This is a genomic window from Arthrobacter sp. Y3221157, from assembly GCF_059089865.1.
The window spans coordinates 1-17123 of record NZ_JBNHFD010000090.1; the positions used below are offsets into that span (position 1 = coordinate 1).

General features: G+C 59.6%; 14 protein-coding genes. 2 read left to right on the top strand and 12 right to left on the bottom strand.

Annotated features, from left to right (window positions below; all coding sequences use genetic code 11):
- Positions 1 to 484: 484 nt before the first annotated feature.
- Both AC5RTT_RS17190 and AC5RTT_RS17195 read left to right on the top strand, forming a co-directional pair.
- Positions 485 to 1966 carry an APC family permease gene (locus tag AC5RTT_RS17190; protein WP_494146206.1) on the top strand — a complete coding sequence of 494 codons (1482 nt, stop codon included), beginning with the start codon at positions 485 to 487 and terminating at the stop codon, positions 1964 to 1966.
- 176 nt (positions 1967 to 2142) lie between these two features.
- Positions 2143 to 3324, top strand: a complete 1182-nt coding sequence (locus AC5RTT_RS17195; protein ID WP_494146207.1) for a cation:proton antiporter — start codon at positions 2143 to 2145, stop codon at positions 3322 to 3324.
- 77 nt (positions 3325 to 3401) lie between these two features.
- Here the strand turns inward: AC5RTT_RS17195 and AC5RTT_RS17200 are convergent, their stop codons facing one another.
- The 12 genes from AC5RTT_RS17200 to AC5RTT_RS17255 all read right to left on the bottom strand — a co-directional run bounded on the left by AC5RTT_RS17200 (position 3402) and on the right by AC5RTT_RS17255 (position 16793).
- Positions 3402 to 4778, bottom strand: a complete 1377-nt coding sequence (locus tag AC5RTT_RS17200; protein WP_494146208.1) for a catalase — start codon at positions 4776 to 4778, stop codon at positions 3402 to 3404.
- A gap of 60 nt (positions 4779 to 4838) precedes the next feature.
- Complete coding sequence (locus AC5RTT_RS17205; RefSeq protein WP_494146209.1) at positions 4839 to 6332, bottom strand: glyceraldehyde-3-phosphate dehydrogenase; 1494 nt, start codon at positions 6330 to 6332, stop codon at positions 4839 to 4841.
- A 115-nt stretch (positions 6333 to 6447) separates the two neighbouring features.
- Positions 6448 to 6621 carry a hypothetical protein gene (locus AC5RTT_RS17210; protein ID WP_494053794.1) on the bottom strand — a complete coding sequence of 58 codons (174 nt, stop codon included), beginning with the start codon at positions 6619 to 6621 and terminating at the stop codon, positions 6448 to 6450.
- 152 nt (positions 6622 to 6773) lie between these two features.
- Positions 6774 to 7442, bottom strand: a complete 669-nt coding sequence (locus tag AC5RTT_RS17215) for a DUF5134 domain-containing protein (RefSeq protein ID WP_494146210.1) — start codon at positions 7440 to 7442, stop codon at positions 6774 to 6776.
- A 92-nt stretch (positions 7443 to 7534) separates the two neighbouring features.
- Positions 7535 to 9484, bottom strand: a complete 1950-nt coding sequence (locus tag AC5RTT_RS17220) for a primary-amine oxidase (protein WP_494146211.1) — start codon at positions 9482 to 9484, stop codon at positions 7535 to 7537.
- A 358-nt stretch (positions 9485 to 9842) separates the two neighbouring features.
- Positions 9843 to 10841 (bottom strand): heme-dependent oxidative N-demethylase family protein, encoded by a 999-nt coding sequence (locus tag AC5RTT_RS17225; protein ID WP_494146212.1) that lies wholly within the window; start codon positions 10839 to 10841, stop codon positions 9843 to 9845.
- The gene (locus tag AC5RTT_RS17230; protein WP_494146213.1) at positions 10838 to 11818 is read right to left on the bottom strand and encodes a PDR/VanB family oxidoreductase; all 981 of its coding nucleotides are present in this window, start codon (positions 11816 to 11818) and stop codon (positions 10838 to 10840) included. The genes AC5RTT_RS17225 and AC5RTT_RS17230 overlap by 4 nt, the downstream gene beginning before the upstream one ends.
- Entirely contained in the window at positions 11815 to 12285 is a 471-nt protein-coding gene (locus tag AC5RTT_RS17235) for a dimethylamine monooxygenase subunit DmmA family protein (protein ID WP_494146217.1), read from the bottom strand. Before AC5RTT_RS17235 ends, AC5RTT_RS17230 begins: the two co-directional genes overlap by 4 nt.
- A 24-nt stretch (positions 12286 to 12309) precedes the next feature.
- On the bottom strand, positions 12310 to 12690 hold the full coding sequence (locus AC5RTT_RS17240; protein WP_115525600.1) for a cupin domain-containing protein: 381 nt from the start codon (positions 12688 to 12690) through the stop codon (positions 12310 to 12312).
- A 556-nt stretch (positions 12691 to 13246) separates the two neighbouring features.
- Positions 13247 to 14725 (bottom strand): APC family permease, encoded by a 1479-nt coding sequence (locus AC5RTT_RS17245; protein ID WP_494146214.1) that lies wholly within the window; start codon positions 14723 to 14725, stop codon positions 13247 to 13249.
- A gap of 466 nt (positions 14726 to 15191) precedes the next feature.
- Positions 15192 to 15899, bottom strand: a complete 708-nt coding sequence (locus AC5RTT_RS17250; protein ID WP_494146215.1) for a cache domain-containing protein — start codon at positions 15897 to 15899, stop codon at positions 15192 to 15194.
- Positions 15900 to 16061: 162 nt separating this feature from the next.
- On the bottom strand, positions 16062 to 16793 hold the full coding sequence (locus AC5RTT_RS17255) for a FadR/GntR family transcriptional regulator (RefSeq protein ID WP_494146216.1): 732 nt from the start codon (positions 16791 to 16793) through the stop codon (positions 16062 to 16064).
- Positions 16794 to 17123 lie beyond the last annotated feature (330 nt).

The window sequence follows — 17123 nt, forward strand, 5'->3', positions numbered from 1 at the left end:
CCGATGCATGCTTTCTGGTTGAAACCAACTATCCCCAACCAACCAACCACCCGAAACGCTGTTTTCTGACAGTTTTAACTACCCTTAAGAACAGGGCCTGCGCGGCGGCCCGCTCTTGCCCGTCAGGCAACCTGGCGCGGTCTTCGTCGCGAGTACCCGCGTAAGTACTCAAATAAGAAACTTCTAAAAAGGTCTGGACCAAATGATTTTGTGGGCGTAGTTTTGCTGTGGGATCAAGTAAGTGACTCCGATCACACCAGAAGCGTTCTGAAGCAGCTCGGCATCCCGCTCTTTGCGGGAGTAGGCCGAGGTTGTGACGATCCTTTCCAGGAGCTACCACGGACTTAGTGCGCTATAAGCCTTCCCGAACCCCCTTTGGTGCTTGGACGTTGGCATTCGCGGGGTCCCGCCTGATGCTCACCGCCCGCCGCGGCGGGCGAGGCATTAAAGATCACAAGACGTTCAGTCCATCAAAGGAGATGTCGTGAGTGAAAATCGTTTGGATGAAGCCGACCACCTGAAACGGTCGATCAACTGGAAGCAGGGTATGGCCATTGCACTGGGCGTACCCTTGCTGATTCTGCCCTCGTTGGGCTACCTCCCAATGTACGTATCTGCCGCAGCGATTCTTATTTGGGGAGTCTCGGTCCTTCAGGGTTTCATGCAGAACGCCGCCTACGCCGAAATGGCCACCGCCTTCCCGAAGGCCTCCGGCCTGCCGGGTTTTGCGCAGACTATATTCCGTACCGAGAACTACCGGGGAAAATACGACAAGGGCAAGCTGATCGGCGGCTTCACCGCCTGGAGCTACTGGTTTGGCTGGAACCCGATCCTGGCGATCTTCGCCATCCTGGTGGGCGGTTACCTGCATGGGCTGTTTCCCGCCTTGGGCGAGACCTTTACCGAGTATCAGCTCGCGTTGCTGGCAGGCGCGGTGATTTTCGGTGGGCTGTTCGTCGTGAACTGGTTCGGGCTCAAGGACGGCGCCATCCTGGGTTACGTCCTGGCGGCTGTTTCTTTGATACCCCTCATTGTCCTGGCGGTAGCGCCTTTTGCCACCGGACATGTTGAGCTGGGTAACATCACCGGCAGTTGGTGGCCGACCGACTGGGCGTGGGACATGCACCATATCCTGATTCTCTTTGGCGTCTTCGGGATCGCACAGTGGAGTGCGTGTGCTTGGGAAACCGCAGCCATTTACGGTCCGGAATACAAGAACCCGTCCAAAGATGTTCCCAAAGCGCTGCTTGCCTGCGGCGTCATCTGCCTCGTCCTGTATGTACTGCTGCAAACTGCAGTAATCGGCGTGCTAGGTGTTGAGGGCGTACAGGCTGAGGCTGTATCGCCCCTGATTCCGGTCGCCCAAGCAGTGTTTGGCCAAGCCGGTTCCACCATCACCATCATCATGTTGATCGCCGCCATGGTCCTGATCATCCAGACGGCTTACCTGGGTTCTTCCCGAGCCATGCACTCAATGTCGCTCGAAGGAAACCTGCCCAAGGTCTTTGGCAAAACGAACCGTCAGGGCACACCCTTTGTTGCCATGCTTGTCATCGGAGCCTTTAACCTGGTGCTAATTTCCATGGGGAACGCCGCCGCGATTCTCGCAGCCTCGGCAATCGGTTACACCTGCGCCAACGGCATCAGCCTGTTCGCCTACGTCCGGGCCAAAAAGCACCCGGCATTTGCAAACCTCGAACGTCCCTTCAAAGCGCCCAAGGGTTGGATAAACGTCGCCATGCTTTTTGGCCTGTTCAACGTCCCTTTGTGCCTGATCGGTGTGGTCTACCTGAACAGCCTGGAAATTGGCTGGACCTCAACCTGGGTCGGATTCCTCGTATTGTCGCTTTTTGTTCCCATCTGGTTGTATACCCAACGCGAATCGCGCCGCTCGAACGATGCAGTAGTTGATACTTCATCTTCAGACGATGACGACTCCGAAAGGGTTCTTGATCCTGTTAGGTGATGCGATCCCCGGATCTGCTTCGAACCCTTCTTGAGCTGGACCTGCTATTCGGTCCCCGGCGCTGACGTCACCGCGCCGGGGACCGAAGCCATCTAACCCAAACCTTTTCTGGCAGCTGTCAGTATCCAAAAAGGCCTAGATAGTGGGGCCGAGATCCTGCGACAGGAATAGAGGACATGGACCCGTTAGCCCTGGCCCTCATTGAACTGGGAGCCGTTGTGTTCTGCCTCGGCCTGTTGGCCCGCTTGGCGGGACGGATTGGAATGTCACCCATACCGCTATACCTCCTGGGCGGGCTGGCCTTCGGAACGGGCGGCATTGTCGAGCTCGATGGCATGCATGAATTCGCACACCTCTCTGCCGAGATCGGTGTCATTCTGCTGCTGCTTATGCTCGGGCTTGAATACACTGCGGCCGAGCTGATCACCGGGCTGAAGGGCTCATGGCAGGCCGGTGTCCTTGACCTCGTGCTGAATTTCCTGCCGGGGGCAGCCTTTGCCCTTTTCCTGGGCTGGGGACCCGTCGCTGCCATCGTAATGGGCGGCATCACCTACATCTCCTCATCGGGTATTGCAGCGAAAGTCATCACGGACCTTGGCAGGCTCGGCAACCCCGAAACCCGTGTGGTGATCTCAGTCCTGGTGTTTGAAGACCTGGCGATGGCTGTATATCTGCCCGTCCTCACCACCATTCTTGCCGGCGTAAGTTTTTTCGGCGGGCTCACAACCGTTGGTATAGCGCTCGTTGTGGTGAGCCTTGTCCTCATCGTTGCTCTCCGTCACGGACACCATGTCTCGAAAGCTGTCCATAGCGAAAACCCTGAGGTGTTTCTCCTGCACGTGCTCGGCGCAGCTCTGCTCGTTGCCGGAGCGGCATCAGCCATGCAGGTGTCCGCGGCGGTAGGGGCTTTCTTACTAGGTATCGCAATCTCCGGTGCGGCAGCGCGCAATGCCAAACGGATCCTTATGCCGCTGCGGGACCTATTCGCCGCAATCTTCTTCGTGGCATTCGGGCTGAACACTGATCCTCGGTCCATTCCGCCGGTGCTTGCCTTGGCGCTCGTGCTGGCCCTCGTCACCACAGCCAGCAAAATGGCCACCGGCATGTGGGCTGCGAAGCGTGCCGGGATTGCCGTACCTGGGCGTTTCCGCGCCGGAGCCGCGCTCATTGCCCGCGGGGAGTTCTCCATCGTCATAGCTGGCTTGGCAGTAGCGTCCGGATCGGTTGCCCAGGAACTGGCGGGCATGGCCACTGCCTATGTGCTGATCATGGCCGTGGTGGGACCGCTGGCCGCGCGCTACGTCGAGCCGCTGGTCAAAGCAATGCTGCCGCAAGGAAGCCTCGTTGCCAAAGTTTAGGAGTACAGGGGCATATCCACCCGCCCAAGCCCGGGCTATCGCGCCCGGAACGTTGATGAGAGGCTTACACGGTTCTCCTAGCGGACAGCCGAATCGATAGCGCCTTGGTGGTGAATTCCGAGGTTGGCGCGGAGTTTGGCGCCGAGTTCGGCGTCAACGTTGGTCCAGTACTGGATGGCCCGTTCCTTGATGTCGGAGCGCTTGACGCCGCCCACGGCTCCGGTGATGGTGTCGAGGAAGCGGGCCTTGGCGGCGTCGTCGTAAACCTCGCGGTACAAAGTGCCCGCCTGGACGAAGTCGCCGTCCTCGGCGTGCAGGCAGTGCGCCGCATGGGTCAGCTCGCCGTCGTTCTCCCAGCCGCCGGCCGGGCTCTGCCACTCAAGGGCAGCCTGTCCGCCGAAAGTGTTCGGGGCGTGGTTGGTGCCCACGCGGTAGCGGTGAGCGTCCGTGTAGGAGAAGATGCGGGCCCGCAGCATCTTGTCCGGGGAGGCGGCGATGCCCGGCACGAAGTTCGACGGCGCGAAGGTGGCCTGCTCGATCTGCGCGAAGTAGTTCTCCGGGTTCCGGTTCAGCTCCATGGTGCCCACCTTGATCAGCGGGTAGTCAGCGTGCGGCCAGACCTTGGTCAGGTCGAACGGGTTGAAGCGGTAGGTCTTGGCGTCCTCGTAGGGCATGACCTGGACATGCAGGTCCCAGGAGGGCAGGTTGCCGGCTTCGATGTTCTCGTGCAGGTCGCGGATGTAGAAGTCGGCGTCGGAGCCGGCCAGTGCCTCGGCCTGCTCGGACGTCATGTTCTTCACGCCCTGGTTGGAGTGGAAGTGGTACTTGACCCAGAACCGCTCGCCTTCGGCGTTGATCCACTGGTAGGTGTGCGAGCCGTAGCCCTGCATTTCGCGCCAGGAGGCCGGCAGGCCACGGTCACCCATCAGCCAGGTGACCTGGTGGGCAGACTCCGGGGACAGGGTCCAGAAGTCCCACTGCATGTCAGCGTCGCGCAGGTGCGTGCCGGGAAGGCGCTTCTGGGAGTGGATGAAGTCCGGGAACTTGATGCCGTCGCGGATGAAGAACACCGGGGTGTTGTTGCCCACGAGGTCGTAGTTGCCCTCGGAGGTGTAGAACTTCACGGCGAAACCGCGGGGGTCGCGCCAGGTGTCCGGTGAGCCGTTCTCGCCGGCCACAGAGGAGAAACGGATCAGCATCTCGGTCTCAACACCGGGCTGCAGGAACGCGGCCTTGGTGTACTTGGACACGTCCTCCGTGGTCCTGAACGTGCCGAACGCCCCGCCGCCCTTGGCGCGCACGACGCGCTCCGGAACCCGCTCGCGGTTGAACTGGGCGAGCTTTTCCACCGGGTAGCGATCGGTCAGGGTGACGGCACCATTGGCACCGACGGATTTCGAATGCGAAACAGAAGTAACCGGCGCACCAGACTGGGTCGTCGAAACGGCAGTCATTATTCTCCTGATTTCTGGTTGGGTGAACGGTACAGGCCGGAGTTTCGATGCGAGCGGGTGTTAGGCCGAGTCCAGCGCGGCGAGCACCGACATAGCTTCTTTCACCACGTCCGTCGCTGGGAAGGAAGGCCGCTTGATTCCGGCCATCTCCTCCATCACGCGGACAACCTGGCAGCTGTAGCCGAACTCGTTGTCATACCAGACGTACACGACCACGTTCTTGTCAGTGGACACCGTCGCGAGGCCGTCCACGATGCCTGTGCGGCGGGAACCGACGAAGTCGGTGGAGACCACCTCGGGTGAGTCGATGTAGTCAATCTGCATGCGCAGGTCCGAGTGCAGCGACATGCCACGCAGGTAATTGTTGACCTCGTCCTTGGTGGTTCCGTTCTCCAGGGTCAGGTTCAGGATGGCCAGCGAAACATCCGGGGTTGGAACGCGGATGGAGCTGCCGGTGAGCTTGCCGAGCAGCTCGGGCAGCGCCTTGGCCACGGCCTTGGCGGCACCGGTCTCGGTGATCACCATGTTCAGCGCAGCGGACCGGCCCCGCCGGTCGCCCTTGTGGAAGTTGTCGATCAGGTTCTGGTCGTTAGTGAAGGAGTGGACCGTTTCCACATGTCCTTGGATCACGCCGAACCTGTCATTGAGGGCCTTCAGGACCGGGGTGATGGCGTTGGTGGTGCAGGACGCCGCTGACACGATCTGGTCGGTGTCCTCGATGGTGCCGTGGTTGATGCCGTGGACGATGTTCTTCAGCTCGCCCTTGCCGGGTGCGGTCAGCAGGACCCGTGCAACACCCTTGCTCTTCAGGTGCTGGGACAGGCCTTCGGCATCACGCCAACGCCCGGTGTTATCGACCAGCAGCGCGTCCTTGATGCCGTATGCGGTGTAATCAATGGTGGCAGGGTCGTTCGAGTAGATCATTTGGATCCGGACGCCGTTGGCGGTGATGGTGTTGGCTTCCTCGTCGACCCGGATGGTGCCCTGGAAGGAGCCGTGGACCGAGTCACGGCGCAACAGGCTGGCCCGTTTCAACAGGTCGTTGTCGGACCCGCGGCGGACCACAATGGCGCGCAGGCGGAGGCCGTGGCCGCCACCGGCCTTTTCGATCAGGAGGCGGGCCAGGAGCCGGCCGATCCGGCCGAAGCCGTACAGGACGACGTCGGTGCTGATGCGGTCGTCGGCACTGCGCTTGCCGACGATCTCGGCAAGTTCGGTGCGGAGGAATTCTTCCAGCGTGGCGCCGCCGCCCTCTTCCTTGAACTTCTGGTTCAGACGGGCGATGTCGATCGCGGCCGCGCCCAGCTCCAGCTCCGCCAAGCAGTTAAGCAGCGGGGCTGTTTCCTCCAGGAGCAACTCCTCCTTAGTGACACGGCGGGCGAAGCGGTGCGCCTTGAGGATGTTCACAGGCGACTCATTGGTCAGGCTCCGGCCATGAATGCTGGTCACCACGTCGCTTTCGCGGTACAGCCGGCCGATCACCGGAATCATGGCCTCGGCGAGGGCCTCCCGGCCCATCCACGTGTCAAGAGAAGAATCTGAAGTTTGTCGCATGGTGCTGCCTTTCCAAAGGGGTCGGTCTGTCGCCCGATGGGAACCTGACCGGAGATGTGAAAATGCCCTCTGAACCCTTCGTCTTGGTTTAAGAGCCGCCACAGTCTTGCCAGGGTTATGTGAGGTTGGACTGCCGCAGCCACAACTGCTGCAGTTTAGATACAGCTGCCAACTGATCTTCGCTGAGGCCTACACCCGCATCGGTGATCCTGCGTAGAACAAGAAGGACGTTTCCGTTGATGGTTTCGTCGGATTTTGCTTGCGCAGGTTCCGTGATTGCCGCGGTCACTTCGCGCCTCCTGGGGATGGGCTTGGCATCCATCGTCCCGCCATTACCGGGTGGGAGAAATCCCAATTTGGAACTGTTTAAACTATCTCTTTGGGTGGGTAGTTCACGTCTTATATACCAACCAGGGAGTGGCATGACGTTGCTTGTTGTAGTTATGCCGTCATGGTGGCGAACATCAGAGCCATAACCATGGCGCCCACCGCTTCGAGAGCGTGCTCGGAACGGTTGAAGAAGCGGGAGGATGCCGTGTGGAGGGGGCTCTTGATCGCCCCGCCTCGCACGAGCATGACGAGGAAAACTGCCGCTGCGGCTCCAAAGCAGACTGTCAGCAGCATCGCCAGCGTGGGCGTCGGATCGGTTGCAGCTGTGACTGCCGCGCTGTGGTTTGCGGCTGCCATACCGTGATGGGCATGAGACACGGGTGTTGCGGCTGCCGAAGCGGATGTGCTTCCGGGCGAGGACCCGGGAGTCATCATCGCGATCATGAGGGCCGCACCCGCCATGGAGAGGCCGTGATAGACACATTTGACGCGGCCTCGGCCGCTCGCGCAGAGCGTCATGAATTCCGGCCGGGCGACTGCCTGAATGACAAACCACAGTGCCGCGCCGCTGAGCACTGCGATCTGAGCCAGCATTGTAGACGGCACGAGATTCCACAACATTGCAGCCATGAGGACGTTCATCAGGGCATGGAGGGCTTTGTTGATCTGGTCCGTACGCTGGCGGGACTTTGCCGCCTGCAGGAAGTAGTAGCATCCACTCAGCAGCAGGACTGCCGTAAGGGTCCAGGTAATTGCCGGAATGTAGAACACGCCTATCATCACGCTTTCCGTACTGGGTTCGGGTAGAGGAAAGGCGGTCCCCGGTGCTGCTGTCACAGCACGGGGACCGCCTTTTTAGTGTTGACCGTGGGTTACGAGTGCAATGAGTGCCCTTCTCCTGCACTGCAGTGGCCGCTGGTGGCTTCGATCTTGCTGGGGAGGTTCAAAGTGGGGTTCTGGTCGAAGAAACCGTGGGGTTCGAGCATGAACCCGATGTTCTGGCGGGGCATGATGGGCCAGTCTTCGAGCCGGACGACGTGGTGCATGCCGAAGGTGTACCAGACCACAAGGTCCTGATCGACGATGTTCCGGTCCTTTTCGGTCCAGATGTGCAGGCCGTCGTCGGCGCCGGTGGCCTGATTGGGGAACTCGCCGGCGGCGAAGCGTTCGGTCCGGTCGTAGGCGGTGACCCACAGGTTGTTACGGGCAAACTGCGCACGCTTGCTCACGTAGGATTCGTCACCGGCGGCAAGCTGGATGCCGTCGGTGGGGATCAAGCGGTAGGCCACCGGTTCGTCCACGAGGTTCTTGCTGTCGTGGTTGGCGATCTTCCAGAAGCGGTGCTTGGAGGAGTCGGTCTTCCGGATGGCCTTCTGCTCGGTTTCCAGCAGCCGGTCCACGGCCTTGAACGCTGTGTGGGTCGGGTTGTCCTCGGGGATTTCCATGTCCACTTCGTAGACGGCGTTCTTCGGGCCGTCCACTTCGAAGTCCATGCGGACGTTGAACATGTGCTGGTGGATCGGGGCGTAGAGACCGTCGTTGTTCAGCGTCTGCCCGTACGGGCTCTTCTCGCCCGGCTTTTGGCCGGCGGTGGAGAGGATGCCGGTGGCCTTGACCAGGAACTCGATGCTGCCATCGAGGAAGAGGTGCCAGTAGAAGGCGTACTCGTAGTTGGCAACAGTGGCAATGAAGGAGATCACGAGCTTGCGGCTGCGCCGGGTTTCGGTGGTGCCTTCACGGAAATCGAAGTGCTTCCACAGGATGCTGTCGTCTTCCTCATGCATGCAGATCGCGTTTTCGATCGTCAGCGGGTTGCCGAGGCTGTCGGTGGTGATGCCGTCGAAGTACTTGATCTCGCCGGTGCAGTCACAGCCCAGGGTGAGGGAGTTCGCCATGTTGCCGATGTTGTATTCCCCGGAGTCAAAGGCGTTCTTCTTGGCCTGGACGGGGGCGGTGTCACCATAGGGAACCACCATTTCCGACAGTGAGGCGCGGTTGATGACGGGACGCTCGACGCCCTTGTTCCGGAACTTCAGCTGGTGCAGGACCAGACCTTCGCGGGGCGTGAACCCGACCCGGAAGGACCAGTCAGCCCACTGGACGTGGTTACCGGTTACCGTGAAGGACGCGCCTTCGGGCTGGGTAATGGAGATGGGCTTGAGGTCGGTGCGGGCCGGTCCGACGTACTTGGGCAGGTAATTGCCGCTGGCGCTCGGGACCGGGATGGCCTGGTCGTCCTGGAGCTGTACAACCTCGCCGGAGTTCAGGTCCACGATGACGATGAAGTTCTCGATCGGGTGTGCGTAGGGGCTGTCATCGGCCTCATCGCGGACGAAGACCAGGGCACGCATCAGGCGGCGGCCTTCGTTGTCTTCACCGAAGTAGCCGACGGACCATGGTTCGAAGCAGACCAGGTCCATGTTGGTGATGCCGCGCTTAGCGAGGGCAGCCTGGACCTCGGGGTTCTTCCGGCACGCCTCTTCACCCTCGGCGAACTCATCGAGCATAAAGGGCGGGTGAACGTTGGCGGCCAACTGTGTCCACTTCGAGACGATGCCCGAATCAAGATCCACGATCGCTTCATAGGCGCGTCCCTCGGCGCGGTTGACCAGGACAGCGTCTGCTTCGCGGACCGTCGCGGCGCCGGTCCGAAGCAGTTCCTTGTCCGGCTCACGCAGCTCAACGCTGATGAAGCGGAACGACTCAGCCGCGGCCGGGCCATCCTTCAGGATGGCAGATGCCCGGGAGATCTCCTCACGGGACAATGGATCGAGCGGATGCGAAACCGTGACGACGGCGTCAGTTTCAGTGTTGAGAGTCATGGTTTTCTCCTTGATTCTTGGTTCAGGACGAGGATGTCTGAGGCTGGGAGCCAGAGTGCTCGGTGACATGGCCGGAGTTTGGCAGTTCTTTGGCGACCGCCCATGTGCTGGAGACCTGAGGGGGAAGCGGCGTGTGGTTGCAGAGGACCTGGAACCCCAGGTGTTGCAGCCGCATCCCTTCAATTTCGGAAGGGCAGCAAAGCTCTTCCATGAACCCTGCTGCGGGTGATGCGGATCACTTTCCCCTTGCAGCTAGGCTACGCGAACTAAAACATCTAGTCCAGCGTTTTTTATGTTTATTTTGCTGGGTTCTGCGTCTATCTTTGACGCCGTTGTTCACGGCAGTCAGCAGGCCAATTCAGCCGGCCAGCAGCCAGTCCGAGGCAGCTTTGCGGTAGCGGATAATGCCTTTGTATTCGGCCATGTCATCTGGAAGTTCGGCCAGGACATGTCCGAGCTTTTCCCGCCAGGCAGGTACTTTGGCGATGTCAGACAGGGGCAGGAGGTAGCTGCGAATCAGGAACAGCAGCACTCCGCTGTGGGGGAGTCTTATCAGGTGCTGAACTTCGACGCGGAGGTGGAGTTTATCGGGCATGGCAGGATCAGTGGCGATGGTTGCGCGGTCAGGACCCCACTCCGGGTACGTTTCGGTGGAGGTATCCAACCGTTGTCCGACGGTCATGGTCCAGTTCGTGCGGCGGAACTGTTCGCCAGGTTGCAGGGCCAGAAGGAATTTCTCGGCGCGGCTGACGATATTTTCTTCCTTGACCCGTGGGACAGGGCCGTGGATTTCGAGGAAGTTCATGCCGACGTCAAAGTTAAAGGACCAGTCAGCGGCAAACGTGACCAGGCCAGCGTCGAGCCACATGGTGTTGTCGCGGACGTCAAGCAACACGATGTCGTCCTGGATCTGTGTGCCCAGGAACCTCAGCGGGCCTCCGGGCAAGGAGTCGTCTTCGCCGACCGTGAATTCCACGTCGAGGTTTTGGAGGCTGTTGTGCCAGCGGCAGTGGTTACCTTCGCGATGGAAGGACATGAGATCGGGGTAATCAGCAGCCATGGCGGGCAGCAGGGTGGCCAGGGTGTCCCACGCGGCTGAGCGCATGTGAGGCAGCACCTTCATGCGTGAGGGGTCACGGGTCAGGATCTGCTCCCGTTGAGCGATTTCCTCGTGGTAGTTTTCATCGATATCTATAAGCCCGGTGCCCCAGGACCCTGCTTCTGTTGTGACGTTCTTTTGCGCTGGTTCCACGTTGGCGCTGTAGCGGTACTGGTTGGCGGCAAAAGGGAATGGAAAGCGCCGGATCCTTTCCGGCAGTACAGCGGCGTCAGGATTCCGCTCGGTAGTGATACTCACAGGTCCAACTCCAATTCTGGGTCGTTGCTACGCGAAACGCAGCACATCATTGTGGTGTTCGCAGCCTTTTCCTCGTCGGACAGGTAAAGGTCCCGATGCTGGGGAGTTCCTTGGAGAACCGGCAGAACGCATTCTCCGCAGATACCTTTACGGCACATGTTCGGAATTCGCTTGCCGGCGTTTTCTAGTGTCTCCAGCAGCGAAACGCCTGCCGGGACTTCCAAGCGAACGCCGCTGCGGGCCAGGTTCACTGTGAAGGGTTGTCCCGCGTCCAGTTCGGCCGAGCCAAAGGCCTCGGAATGCAACCGGGCAGATGACCAGCCCAGTTCGCGAGCCTGGTCCAGGACTGAGTCCATGAAAGCAAGCGGCCCACAGACGTAAAGGTGGGTTCCCAGGCTCTGGGTTGCCAGTGCGTTGCTGAGGACATGCTGGAATGTCTTGCGGTCGGCGCATTCAGTCAGGGCCTCCCCCAGTAATTCCCTCGCTTCCTCCACATGGGCTCCGGCACCCGGACGGTAGACGTAGATCAGGGATGACGTCGTGCCGCGATCGGCCGCCGCCTGCGCGTGCGAAAGAATAGGGGTGATGCCAATTCCCGCAGCAATCAGGAGATTGTGTGTGGCTGTGGACACGGGCGCAAAAGCACTTCGGGGACGCGAAACGAATAGCCGGTCCCCCACCTCGAGTCGGTGCATGGCTACAGAACCGCCGGCTCCGTCCTCCACTCGGAGTACCGAGATCGTGTATTCGGTTGGGGCGTTGCCGGAACCCGTGAGGGAATAAGCGTTTACGCCCTCATCGCCGTACTGAACCACGAGGTGGCTGCCGGGGACATAGGAAGGAAGGATCCCTCCGGAGGGGTCCGCGAGAGTGATGCTGACAATGGAGTTGGTCTGGGGAACGACCTTCGTCACCTCCAGCTGGAGACCTCCCTCCACGGCCGGATGGGTACTGATCGGGAGTGCCGTGATACTCATGCTGCCTCCTCGGCATGGGCTGAATACCCGAGGTACGCGCCAAGCCGGCGCGAGAAGTGGTCAGTGATCGCCAAGCTGGTGGTGCATCCCCCGCACCGCACCTCCGAGCCGGCTTTTCGGGTGGTGGTAGTTGTAGCGCGGCAATGCGGACAGTAAATAACCCGGGGACCCACCTGGTGAGCCAAAAGGGTTACCTCCGCTTCCAGCAGTCCACACTCCGCTGCGGCGGCTGCAGCAGCACGGGTGTCTGCGGGCGGACCGGCGACGACCAGGCGCACACCGACGTGTGAGTGTGCAAGTGCTGAGCGTAGCTCGGAAAGGGTTTCGGTTGTTGCAGATTCAAAATGAAGGTCGTACCGGGGCTGGCCGCCGGTGTCGTATCCCGCGGTGTCATCTGATGCCCCAAAGGAGACACAGATGACACCGCGGAAACCCGGTTCCAGGCCGATACCAGCTGTCGACGGCATGGGCACGGAACGCACGATCAGTCCTTACGGGGCGAACGAACGGTGGCCGGTGAAGAAGCCCAGACCATATTCAGGGGTCTCAAACTTCACGGTGGTGCCCTTCGGGAAGAACAGCACATCGCGCTCCTTGGCGTGCGTTACTTCACCGGTGGACTGGTCGGTCAGGATGAACTCACCCTGGACGACAACCTTCATCTCGTCGTACGTGTACGTGTACACCAAAGGCTCCGAAGCCTTCAGCTCGAAAAAGCCAGCGCTCATGACCGAACCCTCGGGGTTGTGGAGCGAATCACCGATCGCCGCTACGGTCCCGGGCTCGTTCATCGACGGCAAGCCAATGTAGCCACCTTCCACCTTGTGGATGGAGCCAGCCTTGCTGAGTGTTCCTGTGAGTTGGATTTCCATGGTTTCTCCTATGAATACCGTTGGGAATTGTTCTCTGTCGCATACGGGACAGGTTTACGAAAGAGTTGGAATGCCCTTTGTTGACGTGGGGGAAAGGGATCGTCGCAAACCCGCCGGCTTCCCCTCTTTGCTTGAGGATCCGAACCGGGTTCCGCGCTGAACTCTTTTGATTGTGTGATGCGAGTCACTGCGTGCGTCCCACTAGTAAAGCTACGCCTAGCTAATACATATAGTCCAGACTCTTTTGGAAAAAAGTTTAATAAGTCGGTTCATTTGCCTTCTTCGCGCGTTGGTCTGCGCCCGGCCAAGGCAGGCCACCACGGGGATCAAAGACAGGAAGGCAGGCCGGATTGACCGGCCTGCCTTCCATCCTCTCGATGCCGTTCATTTGTGCGAGTCAGCCCCTGGCATCAGCTCCTGCATCGGAGGACCGTTGCTTCAACCGACGGCAGTATCAGCCCAACCGCGGACTCCAGGGCGAGCCGGCAGTTTCAGGAGACGTGTGATCGTGCCTGCGAATGTGTTTCTGGGTCCGTGTAGGAGCGGTCCTAAACCCTCAGGATCGAAGCATGTCCAGATCTTCCGCACCGCGTTCAGAGGCAGGTGTATAGGGTAACGAGCTGATAGGCGTCCCAGATCGGCGCTGGGTGTACAACCAGATGGGTATGTACGATGCCAGCACGATGAAGCCAACCCACGTCGGCGTCCATCCGATCTCCAGGCTGTTAAGGTAGACCACGCCAATCAGGCACAGGGGCAGATTGAACAGGCCGAAAAGCACGGCCACGTTCTTCCACCCTTTGGGAGCTTTGAAAGGCCGTTCCAAGGTGGCAAAGGCGGGGTGCTTCTTGGCCCGTACGTAGGCGAACAAGCTGATGCCATTTGCGCAGGTGTATCCGATGGCGGATGCGGCAACGATCGCTGCCGGGCTGCCCATCAGGATGAGGACCAAGTTGAAGGCAGCGATAATCAGCATGGCGACAAATGGCGTGCCGTAGCGGTTGGTTTTGCCCAGGGATTTGGGGAGGTTGCCTTCCATTGCCATGGAATGCATGGCACGGGAAGAGCCGAGGTAAGCGGTTTGTATGATGAGCACCATCGCCGCAACCAACATGATGATGGTGATCATGGAGCCAGCCTGGCCGAAGACAGCCTGTGCCACCGGAACCAGGGGCGAAACAGGTTGGTCGAGGACGCCTTCGACGCCGAGTACACCGATTACTGCGGCCTGCACCAGCACGAACGAGAAAAAGCAGATGGTGCCGCAGGCGAAAAGTGCTCTTGAGACATCCTTCGCTGGATTTTTGTATTCAGGACCGTAGATCGCTGCAGTTTCCCAGGCGCAGGCGCTCCATTGTGCGATGGCAAAAATGCCCAGGAGGATCAGGATGTGGTGCATATCCCAAGCCCAGTCCTGCGGAAGCCAGCTGCCCGTGATGTTGACCAAGTCGACATGCCCGGTAGCAAAGGGTGCAACAGTCAGGACGATCAGGGGGATGAGGGAGAAAGCCCCCAAAATGTATCCCAGAGTGGCGCCGTCCTTGAGGCCAAACCAGTTCACCACGAACAACCCGGTAAAGACCACCAGCCCTGTTATCAAGGCGAGCTGGTTCTCGGTAAATATCTCTCCCAGTGCAGGGAAAAGCCCATGAAGGTAGCTGCCCACCAGGATGGAAAAGATTGCCAGTACCGGCGTCCAAGCGAACCAGTAGCTCCAGGCGCTGAAGCCGCCAAGCAGCTTGCTCTTGTCGTACTTGCCCCGGTAGTTCTCGGTGCGGAATACATGCTGCGCGAAACCGGGAAGGCCCGAGGCCTTGGGAAACGCCGTGGCCATCTCCGCGTAGGCGGCATTCTGGAAGAACCCTTGAACGACCGACAGTCCCCAGATAAGGATCGCCGCCGCTGACAAGTACATAGGAAGGTAGCCCAATGAGGGCAGAATCAGCAGTGGTACACCTAGCGCAATGGCCAGGCCCTGCTTCCAGTCAATCGACCTTTCCAGGTGATCGGCTCCATCCAAACGATTTTCACTCATAAGAATCTCCTTTGACCAACTTAGAGTCGTTTGATTGATGATTTTTTTGACTACTGTGCTCTTGACCGTCTGACGGGACGCAGCGGATGGACGCCGCTTTTCAGTTCGGATCCAGGTCCGGCGACATCATGCCCGGCAGTTGCATCGGGCCCAACTGGCGCCGGCCTCCCTCGATTCAGTACAGCACCGTAGGTTGCGGGTTGTCGCGCGAGGGGGTCCGGCGGAAGGCAGGGGACGGGAGTAGGGGATTCCGTCGACTGTGAACGAAAGTAAGCGTCATGTGCCGCCAGGGAAGGCGACAATCAGCGCTGCGGTTACGGTGCCGGGCTCGACCTGCCCGGATTGTTCTGTGAGACACATCACTATCGAGGTTACAGGCAAATAGATGCAGTCCAACAGGTTAAACGACAACTAATTGTTTTGCCGGTGCTCTTGAATACGCCCCGGCCTACGGCTAGCATGCCGGCTAAGAAACGTAGACCAGTGAAAGCCCTAAGTGGGGAATGTTCAGGGGCACTCGATGCTCGCCGTGGGCTCCGTGTTTGATCCGCTCACCCACGAGGTACGTTCCCGAGTTGCCGAGAATGACGCGATTACTGGAATTGATGAGGGCGGCATCCGCCGGGATCGCCCGCAAAGTGGGCATGATGAGTGGCTCCAGGTCTTTGATCCGTATGTCGCAACCGGCAACACCTATGAACTTTCCCTGAACGGAGACCGGTGCCGTGAAGGTCAGAATGTATTCCTCGAAGCCCAGATAGTCTATGTACGGCCCCCAGACCGTCTGCTCACCCGTGGAAGCGGCGATGGAGAAAAACGGCAACTTTTCATAGTCGTAGTACCGGTTACTGCCAGGGGTCCGGTCGGCGTCCAGTCTTTCCATGGAGCCGTCATTCTTCCGGAACCACCACTCCAAAGCCCGGCCGCCCTCCTCAGCAAAGTCGCCAGCGAAAAAGGTTCCTGCTCCGACGGCAAAAGAGTTTTTCCCCAGGAATTCACGTGCAAGGTCATCCAGTCCGACCAGTGCAGCTTTGCTGACCTTGGACCTGCCGGCGAGGTTCTCTTCAAGCAGCGAGGCAACCTTGACGGAAAGTTCTCCGATCTCAGTGGAGACGCCGCCAATCCAGGCAGTGAGGGCGTCGGCAGCAGGTACGACGTCATTGTCGGTGATCATTGTGCATCCTGAATTGATTCCACGTCCCCACACGGGTGTTGCGGCTAGATGAGGTTATTCGACCTGATTGGCTCAAGTGTCGAGTCCAATCCTTCCCGGATGAATCCTGGCTCCTGCCAAGACCAATCCAAGTCTTTAGGGATGAGCGTAATGGGTCAAATGCTACAACGAGGAGGCTTTCGCGCTCTCCGTGGACGCGGCGTAACTAAGGGTAAGTTTCGTGTCGATCAGATGGAAGATGTTTCGCTTGATGTGTGCAAGAACCAGCCTCTGAGCCCTCTCAGGTTGATCTTGGGCTATTGCACGGACCAACTCCAGATGCTCAGCAGCTGCCGCCTCGGGGTCAAGCGATGCGGCGAGGGGTGTCCACAGTTGTTGGACCGTTTCTTGCTGCAGCCGGATTTCGGCATTGGCAAGTCTGGGGGACTGCGCGGATACAGCCAATTCGATGTGAAAACGGCTGTCAGCAGGTGCGCGCACTTCTGGCGTCGTTGCCAGAACCAGCGCCCGGCCGAGTTCCTGCAGACGGTCGAAGTCGTGAGCTTCCGCGCGCTCACAGGCCAGACGTACCGTCGCTGCGGCTATAGCGGAGTGTTCGTCTCCGATGTCACGTATTTCTGAAATTGATGTCGAGAGAAACCACTCGCGAATGGTGTCGGTCTGGGTAGGAGGCTGGCTGACGATGAACGTTCCGCCGCTCCGGCCGCGGCGCGTCTCGACAACGCCCTGTTCCCTCAGCTCAGACAGCGCTTCCCGAAGGGTCGCGCCTCCCACGCCGAACATTTCCGAGAGCGACGCTTCGGAGGGCAAGCGCTCACCGACCTTAAGAAGCCCTAGGCCGATGGCCTTGGAGATTCTTTCGACAATCGCATCGGCCCTCTCAATTTCCGGCAAGGACCGGTAGATCTGTGACTGGAATGAGGATGGCGAGGCCAAAAGTCTGCGCTCCGGAATGGGTTACGTTTCGCTTCAATACTAACCAGTCATACCAGCACATTCGGAGCTTTTCCCTCTTATCAGAATCTTTCACCTCCCCGCCACCCGCTGCCCGGACGGAAGCGGTAGCCGTGCACTGCCAAGCAGCAGCATGCAGGCGCCGACTGGAAAGCTGATGTGTCCGCTTACCCGCCCTGTTCTTAAGGGTAGTTAAAACTGTCAGAAAACAGCGTTTCGGGTGGTTGGTTGGTTGGGGATAGTTGGTTTCAACCAGAAAGCATGCATCGG